Here is a 19,813-nt window from a genome sequence, read left to right as displayed (position 1 = left end):
TTATGTTTTTGCGCCATCTCATCGTTTTCAGCTTCATTGCCCTGCTCGCCGGCTGCGCGGGCTTCGGCGCCCGTGAATCCGTCCAGGGCCAGGGCAACCAGGCCCAATGGCGCGAGCACAAGCAACAACTGAGCGGCCTCGACGGCTGGCAGATCGACGGCAAGATCGGCATTCGCGCCCCGAAAGACTCCGGCAGTGGCACGCTGTTCTGGCTGCAACGCCAAGACTACTACGACATCCGCCTGTCGGGCCCACTGGGTCGCGGTGCGGCCCGCCTGACCGGTCGGCCGGGCCAGGTATCGCTGGAAGTCGCCAACCAGGGACGCTACGAGGCACCCACGCCCGAAGCGTTGCTGGAAGAACAACTGGGCTGGAAGCTGCCGGTTTCCCACCTGACCTGGTGGGTTCGCGGGCTGCCGGCACCGGACAGCAAAAGCCGTCTGACCCTCGATGCCGACAGCCGCCTGTCCAACCTGGAACAGGATGACTGGCAGATCGAGTACTTAGGCTATGCCCAGCAGAACGGCTATTGGCTGCCCGAACGCATCAAGCTGCACGGCAGCAACCTCGACGTCACGCTGGTGATCAAGCAATGGCAGCCGCGCAAGCTGGGGCAATGACATGAGCGCCGCACGCCTGACCCTGCCCTCCCCGGCCAAGCTCAACCTGATGCTGCACATCCTCGGTCGTCGTCCGGACGGCTACCACGAGTTGCAGACGATTTTTCAGTTCCTGGACTACGGCGACGAAATCACCTTTGCCGTACGCGACGACGGCGTGATTCGCCTGCACACCGAATTCGAAGGTGTTCCCCACGACGACAATCTGATCGTCAAGGCCGCGAAAAAACTCCAGGCGCAATCCGGTTGTACGCAGGGCATCGATATCTGGATCGACAAGATCCTGCCCATGGGTGGTGGCATCGGTGGCGGCAGCTCGAATGCGGCTACCACGCTGCTCGGTCTCAACCACTTGTGGCAGCTGGGTTGGGACGCGGATCGCCTGGCCGCCCTGGGCTTGACACTGGGCGCCGACGTGCCGGTTTTCGTGCGTGGCCACGCCGCTTTCGCTGAGGGCGTAGGGGAAAAACTCACCCCGGTGGACCCTGAAGAACCCTGGTACTTGGTACTGGTGCCGCAAGTCTCTGTAAGTACAGCAGAAATTTTTTCAGATCCACTGTTGACACGTAACTCTCCTCCCATTAAAGTGCGCCCCGTTCCCAAGGGAAACAGTCGAAATGACTGCTTACCGGTGGTAGCAAGGCGTTATCCAGATGTTCGTAACGCTTTGAATTTGTTAGGTAAATTTACCGAAGCAAAACTCACCGGAACTGGAAGTTGTGTGTTTGGGGGCTTCCCAAGCAAAGCTGAAGCTGATAAAGTCTCGGCCCTTCTGACAGAGACCCTTACAGGGTTTGTAGCAAAAGGAAGCAACGTTTCGATGTTGCATCGCAAGCTGCAAGACCTGCTCTAAAAGGAATCGAGTGCTGGGCACTCGCAGCAACAGATACAGGGGCGTCGCCAAGCGGTAAGGCAGCAGGTTTTGATCCTGCCATGCGTTGGTTCGAATCCAGCCGCCCCTGCCATTTTCCTATACTCATCCAGGTATACCCTCAGCCTTCAGGTACTGCGCGTGTCCAAGATGATGGTCTTTACGGGGAACGCTAACCCCGATCTGGCTCGGCGTGTTGTACGTCAGCTGCATATCCCTCTCGGTGACATTTCTGTCGGTAAGTTTTCCGACGGCGAAATCACTGCCGAGATCAATGAAAACGTTCGCGGTAAAGACGTCTTCATTATTCAGCCGACTTGCGCCCCGACCAACGATAACCTGATGGAACTCGTCGTGATGGCTGATGCCTTCCGTCGCTCCTCGGCTACTCGTATCACTGCTGTTATTCCTTACTTTGGTTATGCCCGTCAGGATCGCCGCCCGCGTTCCGCACGTGTGGCAATCAGCGCAAAAGTCGTGGCTGATATGCTGACCGTAGTCGGCATCGACCGTGTCCTCACGGTTGATTTGCATGCTGACCAGATTCAGGGTTTCTTCGATATTCCCGTGGATAACATCTACGGCTCCCCGGTCCTGGTGGATGATATTGAAGATCAGCGCTTCGAAAACCTGATGATCGTGTCCCCGGACATTGGCGGCGTCGTGCGTGCACGAGCAGTTGCCAAATCCCTGGGCGTGGATCTGGGTATCATCGACAAACGCCGTGAGAAAGCCAATCACTCCGAAGTGATGCATATCATCGGCGACGTCGAAGGGCGCACCTGTATTCTGGTCGATGACATGGTCGATACCGCCGGCACCCTGTGCCATGCGGCCAAGGCCCTGAAAGAGCATGGCGCTGCCAAGGTCTTTGCCTACTGCACACACCCTGTGCTGTCGGGTCGAGCGATCGAGAACATTGAAAATTCCGTGCTGGACGAGCTGGTGGTCACCAACACCATCCCGCTGTCCGCTGCAGCACAAGCCTGTGTGCGTATCCGCCAACTGGATATCGCACCGGTTGTTGCCGAGGCGGTTCGCCGCATCAGCAACGAAGAATCGATCAGTGCGATGTTCCGCTAAGGGCCCTGCCCTTTCCAGGACATCTCGTTGACGAAAAGCGCCCCGCCCCGGCATTACCTGTCGGGGCGGGGCTTTTTTGCCCATATCGCCTTAAGCGCTGGTCGCAAGCGCTGGGGTGAATGTGGTTACTTTGGAGATACAACATGAACGATTTTACTCTGAATGCTGAAGTGCGTTCCGACCTGGGGAAAGGTGCGAGCCGCCGCCTGCGTCGTCTCGCAAGCCTGGTTCCAGCTGTAGTCTACGGTGGCGAGAAAGCCCCTGAGTCCATCAGCATGCTGGCCAAAGAAGTTGCCAAACTGCTCGAAAACGAAGCGGCCTACAGCCACATCATCGAGCTGAACATCGGCGGCACCAAGCAGAACGTCGTGATCAAGGCCCTGCAGCGTCACCCGGCCAAAGGCCACGTGATGCACGCTGACTTCGTACGCGTAGTCGCCGGCCAGAAACTGACCGCTATCGTGCCTGTGCACTTCGTTGGTGAAGCTGCTCCGATCAAGAAAGGCGGCGAAATTTCGCACGTTGTTTCGGAAATCGAAGTGACCTGCCTGCCGAAAGACCTGCCTGAATTCATCGAAGTCGACCTGGCTAACGCCGAAGTCGGCACGATCATTCACCTGTCCGACCTCAAGGCTCCTAAAGGCGTTGAGTTTGTTGCTCTGGCACACGGCGATGACAAGGCTGTTGCCAACGTCCACGCTCCACGTGTTGCTCCAGAAGCTACTGAAGAAGGCGCTGCAGAGTAATTTCACTCTGTCGCCGGAGTGGCCGGAAACATCGCGGACTGGAACGTAGCGAGACAGCGGGCGAGAACGCGAAGTTTACTTAACGGTAAATCCGCCATTTTCGTCCACTGCCGCAACACCGCCTGATTGCGACATCGTTATCCACACTCCAGGAAGGGCCCCTATCGTGACTGCCATTAAACTGATCGTTGGCTTGGGAAATCCAGGCGCTGAATACGAACAGACCCGGCATAACGCAGGGGCCCTTTTTGTTGAGCGCATCGCGCAAGCACAAGGCGTCAGCCTGGCAGCCGATCGCAAGTATTTCGGCCTGACCGGTCGCTTCTCGCACCAGGGTCAGGATGTTCGCCTGTTGATTCCCACCACCTACATGAACCGCAGCGGCCAGGCCGTAGCGGCATTGGCCGGTTTCTTTCGCATCAAGCCTGAAGAAATCCTGGTGGCCCACGACGAACTCGACCTGCCTCCGGGCGTTGCCAAGCTCAAGCAAGGCGGCGGCCATGGCGGTCACAACGGATTGCGCGACATCATCGCGCAACTGGGTAATCAGAATACCTTTCACCGCCTGCGGCTCGGCATCGGCCACCCAGGCGTTGCCAGTATGGTTTCAAACTTTGTCCTGGGTCGTGCGCCTCGCGCCGAACAGGAAAAACTCGATGCCAGCATCGACTTCGCCCTCGGCGTGCTGCCGGATATCCTCGCCGGTGAATGGAACCGCGCGATGAAAAACCTGCACAGCCAGAAGGCCTGACACTTATCCGAGGGGAAACACCATGGGATTCAATTGCGGCATCGTCGGCCTGCCTAACGTCGGCAAGTCCACCCTGTTCAACGCCCTGACCAAATCCGGTATCGCGGCCGAGAACTTCCCCTTCTGCACCATCGAGCCGAACAGCGGCATCGTGCCGATGCCCGACCCACGCCTGGACGCCCTGGCGGCCATCGTGATCCCGGAGCGCGTGCTGCCGACCACCATGGAATTCGTCGACATCGCCGGCCTGGTGGCTGGCGCCTCGAAGGGTGAAGGCCTGGGCAACAAGTTCCTGGCCAACATCCGTGAAACCGATGCCATCGCCCACGTGGTCCGCTGCTTCGAAGACGAGAACGTGATTCACGTTTCCAACAGCGTCGACCCGAAACGCGATATCGAGATCATCGATCTGGAACTGATCTTCGCCGACCTCGACAGCTGCGAAAAACAGCTGCAGAAAGTCGCTCGCAATGCCAAGGGGGGCGACAAGGACGCCGTCGCCCAGAAAGCCCTGCTCGAGCAACTGATCGCTCACTTCACCCTGGGCAAGCCGGCACGCAGCCTGATCAAGAACATGGGCGCCGATGAGAAACAGATCATCCGCGGCTTCCACCTGCTGACCACCAAACCGGTCATGTATATCGCCAACGTTGCCGAAGACGGCTTCGAGAACAACCCGCTGCTGGACGTGGTGAAAGCCATCGCCGAAGAAGAAGGCGCGATGGTCGTACCGGTCTGCAACAAGATCGAAGCGGAAATCGCCGAGCTTGAAGATGGCGAAGAAAAGGACATGTTCCTGGAGGCCCTGGGTCTTGAAGAACCCGGCCTGAACCGCGTGATTCGCGCCGGCTATGAAATGCTCAACCTGCAGACCTACTTCACCGCTGGCGTAAAAGAAGTCCGCGCCTGGACCGTTCGCGTCGGAGCCACCGCGCCACAAGCCGCGGCCGTGATCCATACCGACTTCGAAAAAGGCTTCATCCGCGCCGAAGTCATCGCCTATGACGATTTCATCCAGTACAAGGGCGAAGCGGGTGCCAAGGAGGCTGGTAAATGGCGTCTGGAAGGCAAGGAGTACATCGTCAAGGACGGTGATGTGATGCACTTCCGCTTTAACGTCTGACGGTTTTCCGTGGCTCTCCACGGTACTTGATGGACCTCAGCCCCCCCGTCATCGTTAAGCGATACGGGGGGTTCGCGTCTAAGCCCCACCATCCCCATCCATTGAGATCCGAGCGTTGCCAGTAGAGATTCACATAACCGACATTCAGCCCGTACAGTTGTGCTTTCGACCTAACTGCTCCTCCAAACCGAATCCAGTACGAATGTCGCTGCTGATAAGCTCGCCCAGTGCTTTATCGACGGCTGCCAATGCGCCCTCCATGTAGCCGCCTTGATCGCCACCTACCTCGCTGCCGATCAAATGAAATATATCGCTCCATGGTGAATCGAGCGACAGCGTGAACTCATGCCGTCCGTGCCACCCCAGCGAAACCTGATCCTCGTCTGTCGCAGTAAATGGATCGGTTGCCCAGTCGTGCATGAAGTCCTCAATTGGATTGAGCGCTTCATCGCCAAAGAGACGCTTCAGTTGTTCCCGGCATAACGCCTTCAAATCCGACATATTCATGCTTTGGCGTCGAGCCGCATTCATACTTAGAAAACCGAAGAGTGCTGCCCCGCTTTCATTACAGGCGTCGTGAACTTCACCTAGTGGGCCAACACCGCTGAACGCATCGCCCGAGAGATCGTGCTCACGCCAGAATGGCCTGGCATATCGTGCAACGTATTTAGCGTGTGACGCCATCCATGTCGGCATGCTGTTCATCTGCTGCAATTTTTGCCGAGAGAGGGGCGGCGTAAAATGAATTTTCCCTGTTAGCCGAGGAGGTATAGCCAGCCAAATCTGTGAGTAAATCGAAGAGTGAACTCGGCCTTCAGAGAGCGTTAAGCGTATAGCCTGATCGTCGATTTGGATGTCCGTCAGCGCTGCATCGACGTGGACAGATGCTTGCGGCAATGAAGCCGCGAGCGCTTTAACCAAGCGGCCTGTTCCCCCTTCTATACGCATCGAAACGTTGCCCGAGCGATACCCCTCTCTACGAACCAGATCAGTGGCCCAGCGCTCTACCAGCGCATCCCCTTCTTCGTGTTGCTGAAACGTAGGTAAGCCCAACTCCTCGACCAGACTTTGCATGCGAGGCTGGCAGTCTGGCCAGAACCACGTCGGCCCGAGATCAAAGCCACCCACCTCCGTTGAAAGAATTCTTCCACCAAGTCGACCTTGTGCTTCGAACAGATCGAAGTCTATGCCAAGACCACGAAGGCGATAGGCTGCATAAACACCAGCCAGACCTCCTCCAATGATGGCAATTTTCTGTGTAGTCATGGGTGCCCTCCGGGACGAAAAAAGGGCGCCATCCGGCGCCCAGTTATATCAGTGTTTCTCGAAGGCAGACACGGCATCGAATACCCGCGCGGTGTAAGTCAGTGCCGCCCCAGCATTGAGCGAGATGGCTACGCCCAGCGCTTCAGCGATTTCTTCGCGGGTTGCACCATGCTTGAGCGCAGCCTGGACGTGGGAGGCAATACAGCCGTCACAACGTGTGGTGATTGCCACGGACAAGGCGATCAGCTCATGGATCTTCGGCTCCAGGTGCTTAGCCGGGGCGCTGCCGATGGTGTGGAGGCCACGCATGGTTTCCGGGGCCAGTTTGGCGAACTCACTGACGTTACCCATCAGGCCCGCAAAATACTCATTCCAGTTCATCATGTTGCATCTCTCCTGATTAGTTACGACCGGCAGTCACGCCGCCATCGACTGGCAATACAGTGCCGGTGATCCACGAGGCTTCATCCGAGGCGAGGAACAACATCGCTTGGGCCACATCTGCTGGCTGACCGTTGCGGCCAAGCGGGTGGAAAGCGTTGAAGGTCGGTAAGACTTCCTTGACCTGATCAGCGTCCATGAAGGTCCCGTAGACCGGAGTTTCAACCACTGCGGGCGCCACCGTGTTAATGCGGATGTTGGAGCCGGCCAGCTCAAGCGCCAAGTTGCGAGTCAGGGCGTGGACGCCCGCATTCGCGGCGGAATAGGCAGCCGAGGGCGTCGCGCCGATGGCCTGGATCGCCCACAAAGAACCGGTCTGGACGATTGCGCCGCCGCCGCGCTTCAGCATGGCTTTGGCCGCAGCCTGGGCCATGAAAAACTTGCCTTTGAGGATAATGTCCAGAAACGCGTCATATTCCTCCGGGCTCACCTCAAGAAATGGCTTAGGGTTGAAGATGCCGGCATTGTTGATGAGGATGTCTACGCCGCCGAAGCTGCTCGCTGCGAGGTCAACCAGTGCTTGCGCGGTGGCAGGCTTGGCGATATCCCCCGCATGAAAGCGGACCTTTTGACCCGAGGCATCAATTTCCTGGGCAACCTGGGCCAGTTTCACAGCATCTCGACCACCGATGACAACACTGGCGCCCGCTTCAACGAGCCGTTTGGTTACTTCCTTACCAATGCCTGAACCACCGCCGGTAACAATCGCAACCTTGTTAGAAAAACTATTCATGCTTTGATCTCCTCAGTGACACTGAGCGCAAGGGGTGAGAAACAACTACGCCTTGGAATTGACCCTGTTTCTGCTATCTTCTGGGTACTAATCCGTTGGCTTGGTGTGCATTCTTCACGGCTGCGCTCACAGCGACAACGCAGAAGATTTTGTTTTAAGAGATAGAAAAACTATCAATGACCACTCCCGCTTATCTAAACGCCCTGCGTGCATTCGAAGCCGCCGCGCGGCACCAAAGCTTCTCCGCAGCCGCCGCCGAACTGAACGTCACGCCAGCCGCCGTGGGGCAACAGGTCCGTAACTTGGAGTCGTGGCTGGGTATTTCCCTGTTCACGCGCGCGAGTAGCGGTACTGCGCGCCTGATGCTCACGGACGTCGCCCGAGTGGCCTTGCCGGATATCAGAGAGGGGTTTGATCGGCTGTCGATTGGTCTCGCCCGGCTAAAGGATGCCAGCGTACATGCCGGGCTTACGGTCACGGTGAGCCCGGCCTTCGCATCCAAGTGGCTACTGCCACGAATCGAGCGCTTTCAGCAGGACCACCCGGATCTGGATGTACTGCTGGACACGAACGCTCGATCCGTGGATTTTCAGGTCGAGCGCATCGATGTCGGAGTGCGATACGGTGCAGGAAAGTGGCCAGGTCTCATCGCCGTGCACTTGATGGATGAGGTGATGTTCCCCGTCTGCGCGCCCGACTTCCCTCTGCTCAAGGACGGCAAGCTGATAGCCGAGGCTTTGGCCGATTGCACGCTGATCCATGATCTATCCATGGCCAACGATCGTGACTATCCCACGTGGCGAATGTGGCTGGACGCCTCTGGTTTTACGCACATCAAGTCTGACCACGGATTGCGGATCAACAACTCGGCCTCAGTCCTGCAAGCCGCGATAGACGGCCAAGGCTTGGCGCTCGCCCGCAGCGTGATGGTGCGCGATGATTTGTCGACGGGCCGCCTGATACGGCCGTTTGCGGACAAAGGGCTGGACTGCCCGTTGACCCAGGCCTATTACGTCGTCTACCGCGCTGAGTGCAGTGAACTACCGAAAATCCAAGCCTTCCGGGACTGGTTGATTGCCGAGGCAGAGCAAGCCGGATCACACGCCTAGATCTGGCGAAGCATCCTTGATCCAGACGCGAGCACCTTGCGTGCCCGCTTTCACCACAAAGTGTTCGCCCTGCGGTAAACGCAACCAACTGAGTGGTTGCAGCAGGAAACCTTCGCCTATCAATTCGCCCTCCAGCACCAGCAACTCCAGTCCTCTGTGATTAGCTCGAGTCTGCTGGGTTCCAGCCGGTATAGCCTCCACCCAGACGCGCTCATGCTCACTCTCGTACAGAAGCTGATTGTTTTGAGTTCCAATACGCAAGACTACCGGATGCCGGTCTGCGGGATGGAACTGGCGCAAGCGAACAAAGATTGTGCAGCCGCAGCTCGCTCCTGGAGCGTGCCGGCTGCCAGGAGGATTACGTACATAAGTACCTGCGGGATATCGGCCGTGTTCATCTTCAAAGACACCCTCCAACACCAGGAACTCCTCTCCGCCCGAGTGAACATGCGCGCTGAACGCACTGCCGGGAGCGTACCGCACCATTGAAGTTGCCCGCGCCTGTTCGCCACCGACCCGATACAAAGGGCGCCGATCCACTCCTGCGATCGGGCTATGAATCCATGGCAGCGTAGAGCTATGCACAATTGCCCTTTTTTGGCGGTCGTCGTTAACAAGCTCCTTCATCACAACTCTGCCCTGCCACCATCGACGACTACTTCAGCACCCAGCATGTAGCTTGAAGCATCACTGGCTAAAAAGAGCACCGCCGCCGCAACTTCCTCAGCGCGCCCCATACGGCCGATGGGCGCTTGCGCCCCCACTCGCTCGGCATAAGCACGGTACTCCTCTTCACTTTGGTTTGGCTGATGGTGAATCGGGGTTTCGATAGCACCGGGGCTGACCGCGTTGACTCGAATGCGGCGCTCCAACAACTCTGCCGAGAGGGTACGCGCGAAACAGCGGACAGCAGCCTTGGAAGCCGATAACAGCGTCCGGCCCGGAGCACCAACCTGATTGAGCCAGGATGTGGAAAGGATGATAGAGCCGCCCGGGCGCATGATCGGTTCAATGGCTTGTACCGAGAAGAAAACGCCCTTCACGTTGATATCCATAAGCCTGTCGTACTGCTCTTCGGTCGTGCTGGACAGCGGCGTTCCAAACGCGACTCCAGCATTGGCGAAGAAGATGTCCAAGCCGCCGAACTCCTGCTCGACAACCTTCGCCATTTGCCGGAGTTGCTCGCTTGAACTTACATCAGCGACCAACGTGATAACACCTGGGCCAAGCTCTCTGCGCGCCGCCGCCAATTTATCCGCATCGCGGCCGGTGATCGCAACGCGCGCACCGTGAGCCAGAAACACCTTCGCCGTGGCCAGGCCGATGCCTGAGTTACCGCCAGTGATCAACGCCGTTTTACCGGTGAGCATATAAGACTCCTGTTGCGAGCTGGGCTATGTAGGGGGGGTGCATTCAGCTCGAATGAAGTCATGGTGTGAAAACAAACGCCGCATCGCGACTGATTAAATCTACGCATCCGACATAGAAAATCTTCGTTGTGGAGAACCCTACTGATCTCCAAAGATTCCATTAGCTCTGAATTGTTGAACTCAATTTCGGCAACTACAGAGCAAGTCAGTAAAGTTTTTCTATTGGTTGGAGCGTTTGCCTGATGACTGCGATAACTGACCCAGACCGCAATGAAACCAGCCGTTCGATCTGGGCATTGCAGGCGATTCTGTGCCTGGTTGCCTTCGCAGCAAATTCGATTTTTTGCCGCCAGGCACTGATGAACGGTCAAATTGACCCCGATTCATTCACGGCGATTCGGTTGCTCAGTGGCGGGGTATTTCTGCTGCTCTTGATCAGGCGTCGTAATCCTCGTCCAAGCATCGGCGGTAGCTGGAGGGGTGGCCTTTCTCTTTTTCTTTACGCCTACCTTTTCTCCATTGCCTATGTTCAGCTAGGTGCAGGCGTGGGCGCCCTGATCCTGTTTGGGGCGGTGCAAATCACGATGTTCATCCTTTCCTGGCAAGAAGGAGAGCAGATTCAGAAAAAAGTGCTGATAGGCATGATAACGGCGTTCTGCGGTCTGCTTGCAATGTTGCTGCCGGGCGCTGATGCGCCGCCTATTGGCAGCGCATTGCTCATGGCGATGTCGGGAGTGGCGTGGGGCATTTACTCGGTGCTCGGCAAAAGGTCCGCCAACCCGCTCGCCGACACCACGGGCAATTTTGCAAGAAGCCTTCCGTTGCTGTTTTTGCTTGGCCCCGGCATGGCTTTCGAAAGTGGTGCTCACATGAGTTCGCCTGGCGTGCTGTACGCGCTGGCTTCAGGTGTATTGGCGTCAGGTTGCGGCTATGCGCTCTGGTACGGCACGGTTAAGCAAATCAGCTCGCAGCAAGCGGCAACCCTTCAATTAAGCGTACCCATCATTGCTGCGCTGGGGGGCGTCTGGCTCTTGAGCGAGCCTATGTCGATCCGCTTGTTGATGGTCTCAGCCGTGGTACTGGGGGGCGTCGCGCTGGCTTTGCCGGCGAACCGTCACCACGGCAATTGATCCATACGAACCATCACGCATGGGCAGCCTGCATGAGGCTGTTTATTAGATTCTTCTTGCCAGTATCGGCCGCCAGTAGCCCTTACCGCAGAAACGGATACACACACCCTCCCAAACCGTCTCTATCGCACCCAGAGATCATCGGCTCTTTGAAATCACGCCATCCATATACTGATTCAAATCGCGAAAATCCTTAACACTCCAAGAATGCGGCGGTAGCTTCACACCATTCTCTCGCAAAGTCCTCGGAATCAAATCCCCATTGGGTCGCAGTATTATCGACGACACAATGACACCCGGATAATCACTCAGTCGTTTCTTGAAAGCGGACGTTGTAAGGTCAGGCGCAGGAGGATTGCTTTTATGCGCCAACGGCCCTGTCCCCTTGATATCCGCCCCATGACACATGGCACATCTCTGTAGATAGAGATTTTTCCCATTGGCATTATCCGCAAAGGCCAGTGATGTTTGAATGAGCGATAAAAGCCCTAGCGAAGCGATGACTGATATTTTCATTATGCTTTCGGCACATACCAATTTTTATGGGCGCAACTCCCTGCGGGAGCAAACTCATTCCCACAGGTTTTAGATGCCGGGATTGTTGTCCGCTCGCACAATCCGACTAGAACAGATAGCCCATGTAGATCGCCGCGCCACCACCGGCCTGCAGGCCAGCATTCACCCCGGCCATGACCACCGCGCCCTTGGCCGAGCGCGCCAGTTGCCGGTTGACCGTGGTCGAAGCGATGAGCGAGGTTGCCGGGTTGGAGCTCAGGGCCACCGACAACGCCAGCAACTTGGGATCGAGCCCGAACAGCAGGGCCGTGGCCGAACCGCCGATCCCCAAGCCCACGCCCACTTCGGTATACATGCAAGGGCCGGTGATATCGTCACTGGTCAGGTCGCGGTCGACCAGGGCGTCGCTGACAAACACCTTGCCAGTGCTGGGAAACGCCTCTGCCGCACCGGCCGCAGCCACACCCTTGCCCTTGATCTGGATATTGATCTTGCCGAAACGCGGCAGCCTGGCGCCAAACCCGACACCCACGCCGACCCCGCCATAGCGGTAGCTGACGTCTTCGCCCTGGGGCGAGCGCAGGATAATCGAGCCACCACTGCCCGCCACCATGACCACGGTCAGGCCACCACCGCTAGCGGTCTGGTACTGCCAGCGACTTTCATTAACCGGGAGTGGGATGTTGTAGCTCATACGTTCAAAGTCCTTTATGTGAATGAACCGCATCGCGACCGCGTTGGCGGGTAGCTTTCAGCAGGCCGACAAGGGTGAACACCAGGCCGATAAAACCCAGTACACCGGAAGTGCCCCACAGTGCCGCCGGGGCATCGACGATGGCGCTGGCCGTCGGCTGCTCGGGCAGGTAATGCACCCGCACCGGCTGGTCCTTCTGATAGCCGAAGATAAAGCCGCCCTGGGGGTAGGAAATTTTTTCACCACTGACGGTGGTGAAGGCGATCTCGGGATGCGAACCACCGGCATTCAAGTGGCTGACGATGCCATCGACGGTCTGTGCCCGGGCGAGGAAGTCGCGACGGTCGAGGGTGAGATTGACGGCAATGCCCAGCAAGCCAATGCCGATCAGCGCAAAAAGCAGGCCCAGCAGTATCGTCCCGGTGCGTGACGGGGGGGTGTTAGCCATAGCTTGTCCCGGTATTCGTCCATGAAAGAAGGCGGGGAGGATAACAAAAAGCCTGCTATGTCGTAATGCGGTTCATTCGAGGTTTGTGATCGCCGTGGCGAGGGAATTTCCGCCCTCGCCACGGATGCCCATTAGCCTCTTTTGACCTTGAAGCGTCCCAACACCCGCTGCATCAGGGAAGCTCGCTCTGAAAGGTCCTTGGCCGCCACTGCACACTCTTGCGAATTCGACTGGTTTTTCTGCGTCACTTCGTCGATCTGCTCAAGCCCGATACTGGCCTGCTGCAAGCCGGAAGCCTGCTCGCTGGAGGCCTGGTAGATCAGCGAAACCAGGTTGGAAACCGCGCTGGTTCCACTGACGATGTTCTTCAGTGATTCGGCGGTCCGGCCGGCGATGATCATGCCACGCTGAGTCTTGCTCGATGAATCGGCGATCAGCGCGGCAGTCTGCTGGGCGGCCTCGGCACTGCGGGCGGCCAGGCTACGCACTTCATCGGCGACCACGGCAAAACCGCGCCCAAGCTCACCAGCCCGGGCAGCCTCGATCGCCGCGTTCAAGGCCAGCAGGTTGGTTTGTGCGGCGATGTTGTCGATGGTGGTGATGATCGCAGTGATGTCCTTGCCCGAGTTGTCGATTTCGGCCATGGCGGCTATCAGTTCGCTCATCAATTTGTCGCTTTCCCCGGCATCGGCCCGCGAGGCCTGGGATTGCTCATCGGCCTTCTTGGCGTTGGCGGCATTGTCCCGGGTCTGGGCGGCCATCTGCGTCATCACCGCGCTGATTTCGGTGATGGACGAGGCGGAATTGGAAGCTCCGTCCGAGAGTGACTGACTCAAGTCGGTAACCTGCGCCGAGCTGCCGGTGATCTGGGTGGCGCTGATTTGAACCTCGGAAATCAGCTGGTTCAGGTTGCTGACCATTTTCTCCAATGACTTGCCAAGGGTGTCATGGGGCGAAGACAAGCGGACCTCCAGATCCAGGTCACCTTCGGAAATACGCTCGGCCACCCGCACCTGCCGTTGCAGGCTTTCAGACATGTCGTTGAGGGCCACAGACAACTGCCCGACTTCATCTTCGGATTTCTGCACCAGGCGACGAGAGAAATCCCCCAGGCTGATGGTGGCGGCCAAGGCGGCGGCTTCGCGAATCGGCCCAACGATTTTTGCCGCGGCATACCACAGGGCAGCCAGGGCCAACAACGAAATGACCAACCCTACCGATACCTGCCAGATGCTGTTGTTGAGGCTGCGCGCTTGCAGTTCCTGCTCCAGGGCGATGGCCTGGCTCATGACCACAGCCTTGGGCAGGCGAATCAACACCGCCCAGGGCTTGCCCGTGCGACCGAGCGCAATGGGCATCAGCACTTCGATGTTCTGTGTTTGCGCATTGAGCAGGCCATCACCCCGACCGCCCTGGATATCGCGGAGCACCTTTTCCCATGAGTCCGGCAACAACGCCTTGATCGGCTGGCCAATCAGGTCGGTCCGCTGGCTGTCCGCGACCACCAAGCCCTGGTTACTCAAGATCGAAACCGTGCCTTTGCCGCCGTAGAGATCGGCAGACATCTGCTCGCTGAGTTTCTGGATAAACGCGATATCGAAGTCAGCCCCGACCACACCGTAGAACTTGCCGTTGGATACGATGGGCACCGACAAGGTGGTCAGCCAGACGTTTTTCCCCTGGACCACATAAGGAATGGGGTCGAGCACGCTTTCCTTGAGGGTGTCGCGCGGGCCGCTGTACCAGCCGCCCTTGGGCACACCGTTGGGATGACGGTCCGGGGAGTCATACTCGACCAATGGTTGCACCGCGACGTGGCCATCGGCGCTGCGCGTCCAGTAAGGCGTGAAGCGCCCGGTCAGCGGGTTATTGCCATCCTCTGCATTGCGGAACGCCGGATCCTGCCCGTCCAACGCATTCGGTTCCCAGCAGGAATAGGTGCCGTTGAAGTCCGGGTTATCCTTGAGGACGCTGAGCAGTACGCTGTTGATCTGTTCACGGCCCAATGCCAGGGGGCTTTGCGAGGCCTTGCTGGCGGCAAAGGCATTGGCCATGGTGCGGGCTGCATCCAGCGCATTCTGCAACTTGGCCTGGATGGCGTTGGCCCGGGACTCGGCCAGGTTCTGGATTTCCCGGATCGCTGATTTTTCAACCAGTGCGCTGACCTCGGTCGAAACATATTGCTCGTTGGCCCGGGCGCTGAAGAGCCCGTAGACAATCAGGCTGATGGATGAAACAAACAGGCATACGCCTGCCGTGACACAAATGCGTGCCTGCAATGACTTGAACTTCATATCATTCCCCGCCTGATTCTATTTATGGCCAACGTCAAAAGACGGCAGCATCTAACGTATGCACGACACGGCATGACAATCGATTACGGCTGCTACGCCGTCCCCGAGGTAAACACCTTGGAAGAACTTGGCGATACAGCTCTTTATAAGAATTTCAATATGGCAGGTGGGGGGCGCAACCCCTGTCCGCCCGCAGCGCAGAAGAGGTCATCAAACCAAGAATCGAAGGCCTTATGTCCGGGACAATAAGGGCGATAGCTGGAAAGAATGTGAAAACCTGCTTTTTCAGTCACCACAGGGGTCACCCTTGAATAATGCTGCAGATTCCCTTCTAACCATTAACCACAACAGCAAATTAACACGACCAACCTTTATACAAATACCCACTTAAGGCTTATACAAACCAGTACTTTAGTCGCAACAGCAACGTACTCATCAAGTACAAGATTCACAGCGTTTCAAGTTTGGACTCACTCCTTGCACGGCACTGGCCACCACCGGGCAAAAGGGAGGGCTCAGGCAAGATATGGGTGCCGGGCTACACTCCATGCGCGTCCAGCAAGGCACAACGCTCGAACGCCTTCTTCCGCATAGATAGGGAGATTCTCATGCACCGTCTCGCAAACCACGGATATACGAAGAGACCCGCCCCCGCCATTTGTGCAGTGCTGCCAGCCACTGGCGACATTGAACGGCACCTCCCTGGCTGAGCATTCCCTCGGCTACCTCAAGTCCGGGAACGATGATTCGCTCCGGGACTTCGCAACCCGACACTTGAAAAGACTTCCCGATCAATGCATCGGCGTAGCAGGCACCGGCGCGCCGGACTCTTGGGAGCGCAGCCGTACCCATGCACTGCGCTCACTCACCTCCGAAAACAACCGCAAGGCGTCCACCCAATGTCGTGAAAAGGAGATCCACATGAACAACCTGAGCGATATAACGCTGGCAACATCCACCAACCCCAGCGCCTTCCTCACGGTCCCGCTCGGCGATCCGGTCCAGGCTGACAACGGCAACATTCCACCCAACACGCGGATGCTGCCCGGCCAGTGGGCGGCAGCGGCCAACAACAGTTACGTGTTGCTGCTGCAGCCTGACGGCAACCTGGTGCTGTACCAGGTCGTCACAGGCCCCGTGGCGGCCAACAGCTCGTTCACCGGTAGCGCGATCTGGGCCACAGGCACCAACAATGGCGCCTACTTCGATGTCCAGACCGATGGCAACCTGGTCCTGGGTACCAGCGACGGCAACGTGGCATGGTCACCCTACACCAACGGCATCGACCCACAGGAACTGCTCGTCCAGACCGACGGCAACCTCGTGCTGTACAACACCCTCAACCAAGCCTGCTGGGCCTCAAGCAGCAATCACTATCAGGTTTGGCCGCCGACTCGCTGGGTCAATGTACAAAGCCACCTCGTTGCACCCGAGAAAGGCGTGCCCTTTGTACTCACCGCCAGTTCAGACGGCGTGACGCTGAGCTCTTTCGTGGCCGGTTCGCCCAACCAGATCTGGCAAGTCACCGCCGATGGACGGCTGCTCAGTGGCCTGCTCGCCGGGTTGGTGCTGGGTCAGGATACCGACAGCAGTACGCCAATCAACACCAGACAGAGCGTACCCGTCCCGGTCGAGCAAACCTGGCTGTGGAGAACGGGACTCGGCCCCACGGCCATCCAGAACAGCGCTTCGAATCAGTATCTGAGTGTCGATATCACGGGGGGCTCGGTTCAGATGCAAGACACCGACACCTCGAGCCAATGGTACTTCATGCCTACCACGCCCCTGGACAGCATCATGGCCTTGCCGGCGTCCGACCCGGCCTTCCCGGCCTTTACGCCTGACCAACAGGCTGTCTATGACTGGATCAACAACAAACTGGCGGCCATGAACAATCAGCCCCATTTGATCCTGCGCGAGCAGTACACCAACGGCGCCAGCACCCTGGACAATTACCGGCAAGACATGCTCGGCCTGGACTACAGCGCGTTCCCACCGCAAGTCTGGCACCCCGTAGTGGACCAGTTGAAGTTGGAGCTCAGCGCTGCGAGCGCCGTCAACAGCCTGTTCGCCTGCTACACCAGTTTCCACACCCTGCTGTTCGAGGACCAGGGGGCGTTGCTCTCCGAACTTGGGCTGGATGCCGGGTTCGAGGACGGTGACTCGACCAATATCGGCGGCATCATCCTGGCGGTGCTCTCGGGCGTCATCTACACGGTGCTCTCGGCTGAAACGATGGAAGGCGACATCAATTATTTCGCCGTCGCGGCCAACGTTCTCCAGAGCGGTATCAATGTGGCGGTCGCGGCCCAGACCTCGAACGTTTCTCCCAGCCTGTTCCAGGTAGCCTATGCCGACCTGTGGGGACAATTGAGCGCTACCTTCGAAGGGTTGCTGGACACGTTCGACACCATGGAAACCACGATACTGACCGACTGGGCCAAGCTGAAAATCACCTATACGCTGATCGCTTCCACTGCGCCCGACGGATTGTTCTGGAACTCCGGTGAAACTGGAAATATGGTGAAAGCCGCCAAGCAGGGCTACGTGCTGTCGGTGATGCAAATGCTGCTGCCGACCAAATTCCAGATCTATCAATACCTGGACGTCAATAACAACCCCATCGACGGTGTGCCCGCCTATGCGCAGTACATCACACCCGCGATCGACGGGACCTACTTCAAATACTGGATCGCCGATTCGACGGATTGGTCAATCTATCCGCAAGAAATCGCGCTCACCCAGGTCTGGGACAACGGCGGCTCGAAGGACGACTTCTTTAACAACAGGAACGGTTGGGCATTCGCCATGACGCGGCCCTACACCTACAGCGGCAACGCCGCCAATTACCTGGTAATCGCGCTTACCAACCTGAGCCCGAACACGCTGGTGGCCACGGTATTCAATCCGTCCCCCACTTCCGCCGGGCCGTCCCCACAGACCCTGTATCCCTACGAGACCGTGTTGATCGAGGCCGAAGCAGCATTTCCTGGTGGTGTAGCGATCACGCTCTCGATCTTCGACCCTTCCCGTGGCAACTACTTCGACGAGCCAATCGCCTCGTTCGATGCCTTTCAGGATTACTCTGGGTTTGCGGCCGGTAATGTGCGCACCGCCAACGCCACGACGGCGGGCGATTATCAACTGTCGACTCCACTGTGCAACTCGGGCGGGTACAAGCAATACCCCGGCGCCATCCAGGCCAGTATCTACCGTCCTTGAAGGGTGAATCGCAGGCATGAGGAACGGGAATTGCGCTAGAAGAAAAAGCCGTGTTGACAGGCGGGCTTGCTCCGAAGGCGCTGGGTCGGTTTGCAATGATGTTGGATGTGCCGACGCCTTCGCGAGCAAGCTCGCGTTGGCGTCGGCTCAGCTACATGGACCTTCGCGCCTCAAGCCTTTCGAGTCCTCGGCAAGAAAATCGCCAACACCCCGAACAGCGGCAGGAACGAGCACAACCAGTACACATACTCGATGCCGCGGATGTCCGCCAGGTGCCCCAGCAGCGCGGCGCCAATCCCGCCGAAACCGAACATCAGCCCGAAGAACACGCCGGCGATCATCCCGACGTTGCCCGGTACCAGCTCCTGGGCATACACCACGATGGCCGAGAACGCCGAGGCCAGGATGAAGCCGATGACCACGCTGAGGATGCTGGTCCACAACAGGTCAACGTGAGGCAGGATCAGGGTGAACGGTGCCACGCCGAGGATCGAGAACCAGATCACCGCCTTGCGCCCGATCCTGTCGCCAATCGGTCCGCCGAAGAACGTCCCCGCCGCCACTGCCCCGAGAAACAGGAACAGGTGCAATTGCGAAGAGGCCACCGACAAGTCGAACTTCTCGATCAGGTAGAACGTGAAGTAGCTGGTGAAACTGGCCATGTAGAAATACTTGGAAAACACCAACAGCCCCAATACCACCAGCGCACTCAAGACCCGGCCTTTGGATAAGCCATGCGTGGCCGCTTGGCCTTGCTTGAGCTTGAACAAGTTCAGGTGGTTGGCGTACCAGCGGCTGATGCGGTACAGCACGAACAGCGCTAACAGGGCGAACAAGCCGAACCAGGCCACATTGCCTTGCCCATAGGGAATGATGATCGCCGCCGCCAGCAGCGGGCCGAACGCTGAGCCGGCGTTACCGCCCACCTGGAACGTCGATTGCGCCAGCCCATAACGGCCGCCCGAGGCCAATCGCGCCACCCGCGACGCTTCCGGGTGAAAGGTCGACGAGCCAATGCCGATCAATCCCGCCGCCAACAGGATCAAGGCAAAACTGCCGACCATGGACATCATCACAATGCCGATCAACGTGCACACCGTCCCGGCCGGCAGCAGCCAGGGCTTGGGGTGCCGGTCAGTGTGATAGCCGACCCAAGGCTGCAACAAAGAGGCGGTCAACTGGAACGTCAGCGTGATCAAGCCAACCTGAGTGAACGTCAGGCCATAGCTGTCCTTGAGCATTGGATAAATCGAGGGCAGCACGGCCTGGATCAAGTCGTTGATCAGATGCGCCAGCGCCACGGCGCCGATGATCCGCATGACCAACGGGCTGCTTTGCGCAGTGGTGGCAACGACCGGGGTCTCGGCCTGGGTATTGCTGATAGCCATGGGAGTTT

19 protein-coding genes, 1 tRNA gene and 1 pseudogene are annotated in these 19,813 nt (G+C 58.1%); 10 read left to right on the top strand and 11 right to left on the bottom strand.

The annotated features are described in order from the left end of the window. Window positions 1-2: 2 nt before the first annotated feature. From lolB to ychF, 7 genes are all read left to right on the top strand, one after another. Complete coding sequence (gene lolB, locus BLT00_RS22830) at window positions 3-620, top strand: lipoprotein insertase outer membrane protein LolB (protein ID WP_092149593.1); 618 nt, start codon at window positions 3-5, stop codon at window positions 618-620. Window position 621: 1 nt separating this feature from the next. After that, on the top strand, window positions 622-1,473 hold the full coding sequence (gene ispE / locus BLT00_RS22825; protein ID WP_092149596.1) for a 4-(cytidine 5'-diphospho)-2-C-methyl-D-erythritol kinase: 852 nt from the start codon (window positions 622-624) through the stop codon (window positions 1,471-1,473). 37 nt (window positions 1,474-1,510) lie between these two features. Then, window positions 1,511-1,585, top strand: a tRNA-Gln gene (locus BLT00_RS22820). A gap of 47 nt (window positions 1,586-1,632) precedes the next feature. Continuing rightward, window positions 1,633-2,574, top strand: coding sequence for a ribose-phosphate pyrophosphokinase (locus tag BLT00_RS22815; RefSeq protein ID WP_003205529.1), 942 nt, complete (start codon window positions 1,633-1,635; stop codon window positions 2,572-2,574). A gap of 143 nt (window positions 2,575-2,717) precedes the next feature. After that, window positions 2,718-3,320 carry a 50S ribosomal protein L25/general stress protein Ctc gene (locus BLT00_RS22810; RefSeq protein WP_014340196.1) on the top strand — a complete coding sequence of 201 codons (603 nt, stop codon included), beginning with the start codon at window positions 2,718-2,720 and terminating at the stop codon, window positions 3,318-3,320. 166 nt (window positions 3,321-3,486) lie between these two features. Next, a complete protein-coding gene (gene pth, locus BLT00_RS22805) occupies window positions 3,487-4,071 on the top strand; it encodes an aminoacyl-tRNA hydrolase (protein ID WP_003205533.1) in 585 nt (194 codons plus the stop codon). Window positions 4,072-4,093: 22 nt separating this feature from the next. Further along, window positions 4,094-5,194 carry a redox-regulated ATPase YchF gene (gene ychF / locus BLT00_RS22800; RefSeq protein ID WP_092149599.1) on the top strand — a complete coding sequence of 367 codons (1,101 nt, stop codon included), beginning with the start codon at window positions 4,094-4,096 and terminating at the stop codon, window positions 5,192-5,194. A 144-nt stretch (window positions 5,195-5,338) separates the two neighbouring features. On the opposite strand, the gene BLT00_RS22795 is transcribed toward ychF, so the two are convergent. Genes BLT00_RS22795 through BLT00_RS22785 form a run of 3 tightly spaced genes read right to left on the bottom strand, consistent with a single transcriptional unit; the run spans window position 5,339 to window position 7,634 of the window. Then, on the bottom strand, window positions 5,339-6,460 hold the full coding sequence (locus tag BLT00_RS22795; protein WP_092149602.1) for a flavin monoamine oxidase family protein: 1,122 nt from the start codon (window positions 6,458-6,460) through the stop codon (window positions 5,339-5,341). Window positions 6,461-6,508: 48 nt separating this feature from the next. Continuing rightward, on the bottom strand, window positions 6,509-6,844 hold the full coding sequence (locus tag BLT00_RS22790; protein ID WP_092149605.1) for a carboxymuconolactone decarboxylase family protein: 336 nt from the start codon (window positions 6,842-6,844) through the stop codon (window positions 6,509-6,511). Between the two features lie 16 nt (window positions 6,845-6,860). Continuing rightward, window positions 6,861-7,634: an SDR family NAD(P)-dependent oxidoreductase gene (locus BLT00_RS22785; protein ID WP_092149608.1), complete on the bottom strand. Its 774-nt coding sequence runs from the start codon at window positions 7,632-7,634 to the stop codon at window positions 6,861-6,863. Window positions 7,635-7,810: 176 nt separating this feature from the next. Between BLT00_RS22785 and gcvA the strand changes: the two genes are divergently transcribed. Next, window positions 7,811-8,743 (top strand): transcriptional regulator GcvA, encoded by a 933-nt coding sequence (gcvA, locus tag BLT00_RS22780; RefSeq protein ID WP_063324380.1) that lies wholly within the window; start codon window positions 7,811-7,813, stop codon window positions 8,741-8,743. On the opposite strand, the gene BLT00_RS22775 is transcribed toward gcvA, so the two are convergent. Together BLT00_RS22775 and BLT00_RS22770 are read right to left on the bottom strand one after the other, a co-directional pair. Continuing rightward, on the bottom strand, window positions 8,732-9,370 hold the full coding sequence (locus tag BLT00_RS22775) for a cupin domain-containing protein (protein WP_092149611.1): 639 nt from the start codon (window positions 9,368-9,370) through the stop codon (window positions 8,732-8,734). The two genes, gcvA and BLT00_RS22775, sit on opposite strands and share 12 nt — an antisense overlap. Next, a complete protein-coding gene (locus BLT00_RS22770) occupies window positions 9,370-10,113 on the bottom strand; it encodes an SDR family oxidoreductase (protein ID WP_092149614.1) in 744 nt (247 codons plus the stop codon). The genes BLT00_RS22775 and BLT00_RS22770 overlap by 1 nt, the downstream gene beginning before the upstream one ends. 239 nt (window positions 10,114-10,352) lie before the next feature. Here BLT00_RS22770 and BLT00_RS22765 point away from each other — a divergent pair, with 239 nt between their 5' ends. Further along, the gene (locus BLT00_RS22765; protein ID WP_371856980.1) at window positions 10,353-11,243 is read left to right on the top strand and encodes a DMT family transporter; all 891 of its coding nucleotides are present in this window, start codon (window positions 10,353-10,355) and stop codon (window positions 11,241-11,243) included. Window positions 11,244-11,381: 138 nt separating this feature from the next. Here BLT00_RS22765 and BLT00_RS22760 read toward each other — a convergent pair whose 3' ends face one another. From BLT00_RS22760 to BLT00_RS32610, 5 genes and pseudogenes are all read right to left on the bottom strand, one after another. After that, window positions 11,382-11,759 (bottom strand): c-type cytochrome, encoded by a 378-nt coding sequence (locus tag BLT00_RS22760; RefSeq protein WP_092149620.1) that lies wholly within the window; start codon window positions 11,757-11,759, stop codon window positions 11,382-11,384. Window positions 11,760-11,865: 106 nt separating this feature from the next. Continuing rightward, window positions 11,866-12,453 carry a hypothetical protein gene (locus tag BLT00_RS22755; RefSeq protein WP_014340199.1) on the bottom strand — a complete coding sequence of 196 codons (588 nt, stop codon included), beginning with the start codon at window positions 12,451-12,453 and terminating at the stop codon, window positions 11,866-11,868. Window positions 12,454-12,457: 4 nt separating this feature from the next. Beyond that, window positions 12,458-12,901 (bottom strand): DUF3592 domain-containing protein, encoded by a 444-nt coding sequence (locus BLT00_RS22750; protein ID WP_175456255.1) that lies wholly within the window; start codon window positions 12,899-12,901, stop codon window positions 12,458-12,460. 131 nt (window positions 12,902-13,032) lie between these two features. After that, entirely contained in the window at window positions 13,033-13,821 is a 789-nt protein-coding gene (locus tag BLT00_RS32615; protein WP_371914172.1) for a methyl-accepting chemotaxis protein, read from the bottom strand. A gap of 111 nt (window positions 13,822-13,932) precedes the next feature. Continuing rightward, window positions 13,933-14,955, bottom strand: a pseudogene (locus tag BLT00_RS32610) (HAMP domain-containing protein); the annotation flags it as partial. Between the two features lie 1,161 nt (window positions 14,956-16,116). Between BLT00_RS32610 and BLT00_RS22740 the strand changes: the two are divergent. Further along, window positions 16,117-18,417, top strand: coding sequence for a calcium up-regulated protein (locus BLT00_RS22740; RefSeq protein WP_092149629.1), 2,301 nt, complete (start codon window positions 16,117-16,119; stop codon window positions 18,415-18,417). Window positions 18,418-18,587: 170 nt separating this feature from the next. Here the strand turns inward: BLT00_RS22740 and BLT00_RS22735 are convergent, their stop codons facing one another. Further along, a complete protein-coding gene (locus BLT00_RS22735) occupies window positions 18,588-19,805 on the bottom strand; it encodes an MFS transporter (protein WP_092149632.1) in 1,218 nt (405 codons plus the stop codon). Window positions 19,806-19,813: the final 8 nt, after the last annotated feature.

The organism is Pseudomonas sp. NFACC51 (assembly GCF_900103575.1).
Classification (GTDB): Bacteria; Pseudomonadota; Gammaproteobacteria; order Pseudomonadales; family Pseudomonadaceae; genus Aquipseudomonas; species Aquipseudomonas fluorescens_Q.
Note: the sequence above shows the minus strand (reverse complement) of the source record. Positions and strands in the feature narration are given on the sequence as shown.

Excerpts from the sequence above, each read along its gene's own strand:
- lolB (WP_092149593.1), top strand. The coding sequence starts at position 3 with ATGTTTTTGCGCCATCTCATCGTTTTCAGCTTCATTGCCCTGCTCGCC.
- ispE (WP_092149596.1), top strand. The coding sequence starts at position 622 with ATGAGCGCCGCACGCCTGACCCTGCCCTCCCCGGCCAAGCTCAACCTG.
- BLT00_RS22810 (WP_014340196.1), top strand. The coding sequence starts at position 2,718 with ATGAACGATTTTACTCTGAATGCTGAAGTGCGTTCCGACCTGGGGAAA.
- ychF (WP_092149599.1), top strand. The coding sequence starts at position 4,094 with ATGGGATTCAATTGCGGCATCGTCGGCCTGCCTAACGTCGGCAAGTCC.
- BLT00_RS22795 (WP_092149602.1), bottom strand. The coding sequence starts at position 6,460 with ATGACTACACAGAAAATTGCCATCATTGGAGGAGGTCTGGCTGGTGTT.
- BLT00_RS22790 (WP_092149605.1), bottom strand. The coding sequence starts at position 6,844 with ATGATGAACTGGAATGAGTATTTTGCGGGCCTGATGGGTAACGTCAGT.
- BLT00_RS22785 (WP_092149608.1), bottom strand. The coding sequence starts at position 7,634 with ATGAATAGTTTTTCTAACAAGGTTGCGATTGTTACCGGCGGTGGTTCA.
- gcvA (WP_063324380.1), top strand. The coding sequence starts at position 7,811 with ATGACCACTCCCGCTTATCTAAACGCCCTGCGTGCATTCGAAGCCGCC.
- BLT00_RS22775 (WP_092149611.1), bottom strand. The coding sequence starts at position 9,370 with ATGAAGGAGCTTGTTAACGACGACCGCCAAAAAAGGGCAATTGTGCAT.
- BLT00_RS22770 (WP_092149614.1), bottom strand. The coding sequence starts at position 10,113 with ATGCTCACCGGTAAAACGGCGTTGATCACTGGCGGTAACTCAGGCATC.
- BLT00_RS22760 (WP_092149620.1), bottom strand. The coding sequence starts at position 11,759 with ATGAAAATATCAGTCATCGCTTCGCTAGGGCTTTTATCGCTCATTCAA.
- BLT00_RS22755 (WP_014340199.1), bottom strand. The coding sequence starts at position 12,453 with ATGAGCTACAACATCCCACTCCCGGTTAATGAAAGTCGCTGGCAGTAC.
- BLT00_RS22750 (WP_175456255.1), bottom strand. The coding sequence starts at position 12,901 with ATGGCTAACACCCCCCCGTCACGCACCGGGACGATACTGCTGGGCCTG.
- BLT00_RS32615 (WP_371914172.1), bottom strand. The coding sequence starts at position 13,821 with ATGGTCAGCAACCTGAACCAGCTGATTTCCGAGGTTCAAATCAGCGCC.
- BLT00_RS22740 (WP_092149629.1), top strand. The coding sequence starts at position 16,117 with ATGAACAACCTGAGCGATATAACGCTGGCAACATCCACCAACCCCAGC.
- BLT00_RS22735 (WP_092149632.1), bottom strand. The coding sequence starts at position 19,805 with ATGGCTATCAGCAATACCCAGGCCGAGACCCCGGTCGTTGCCACCACT.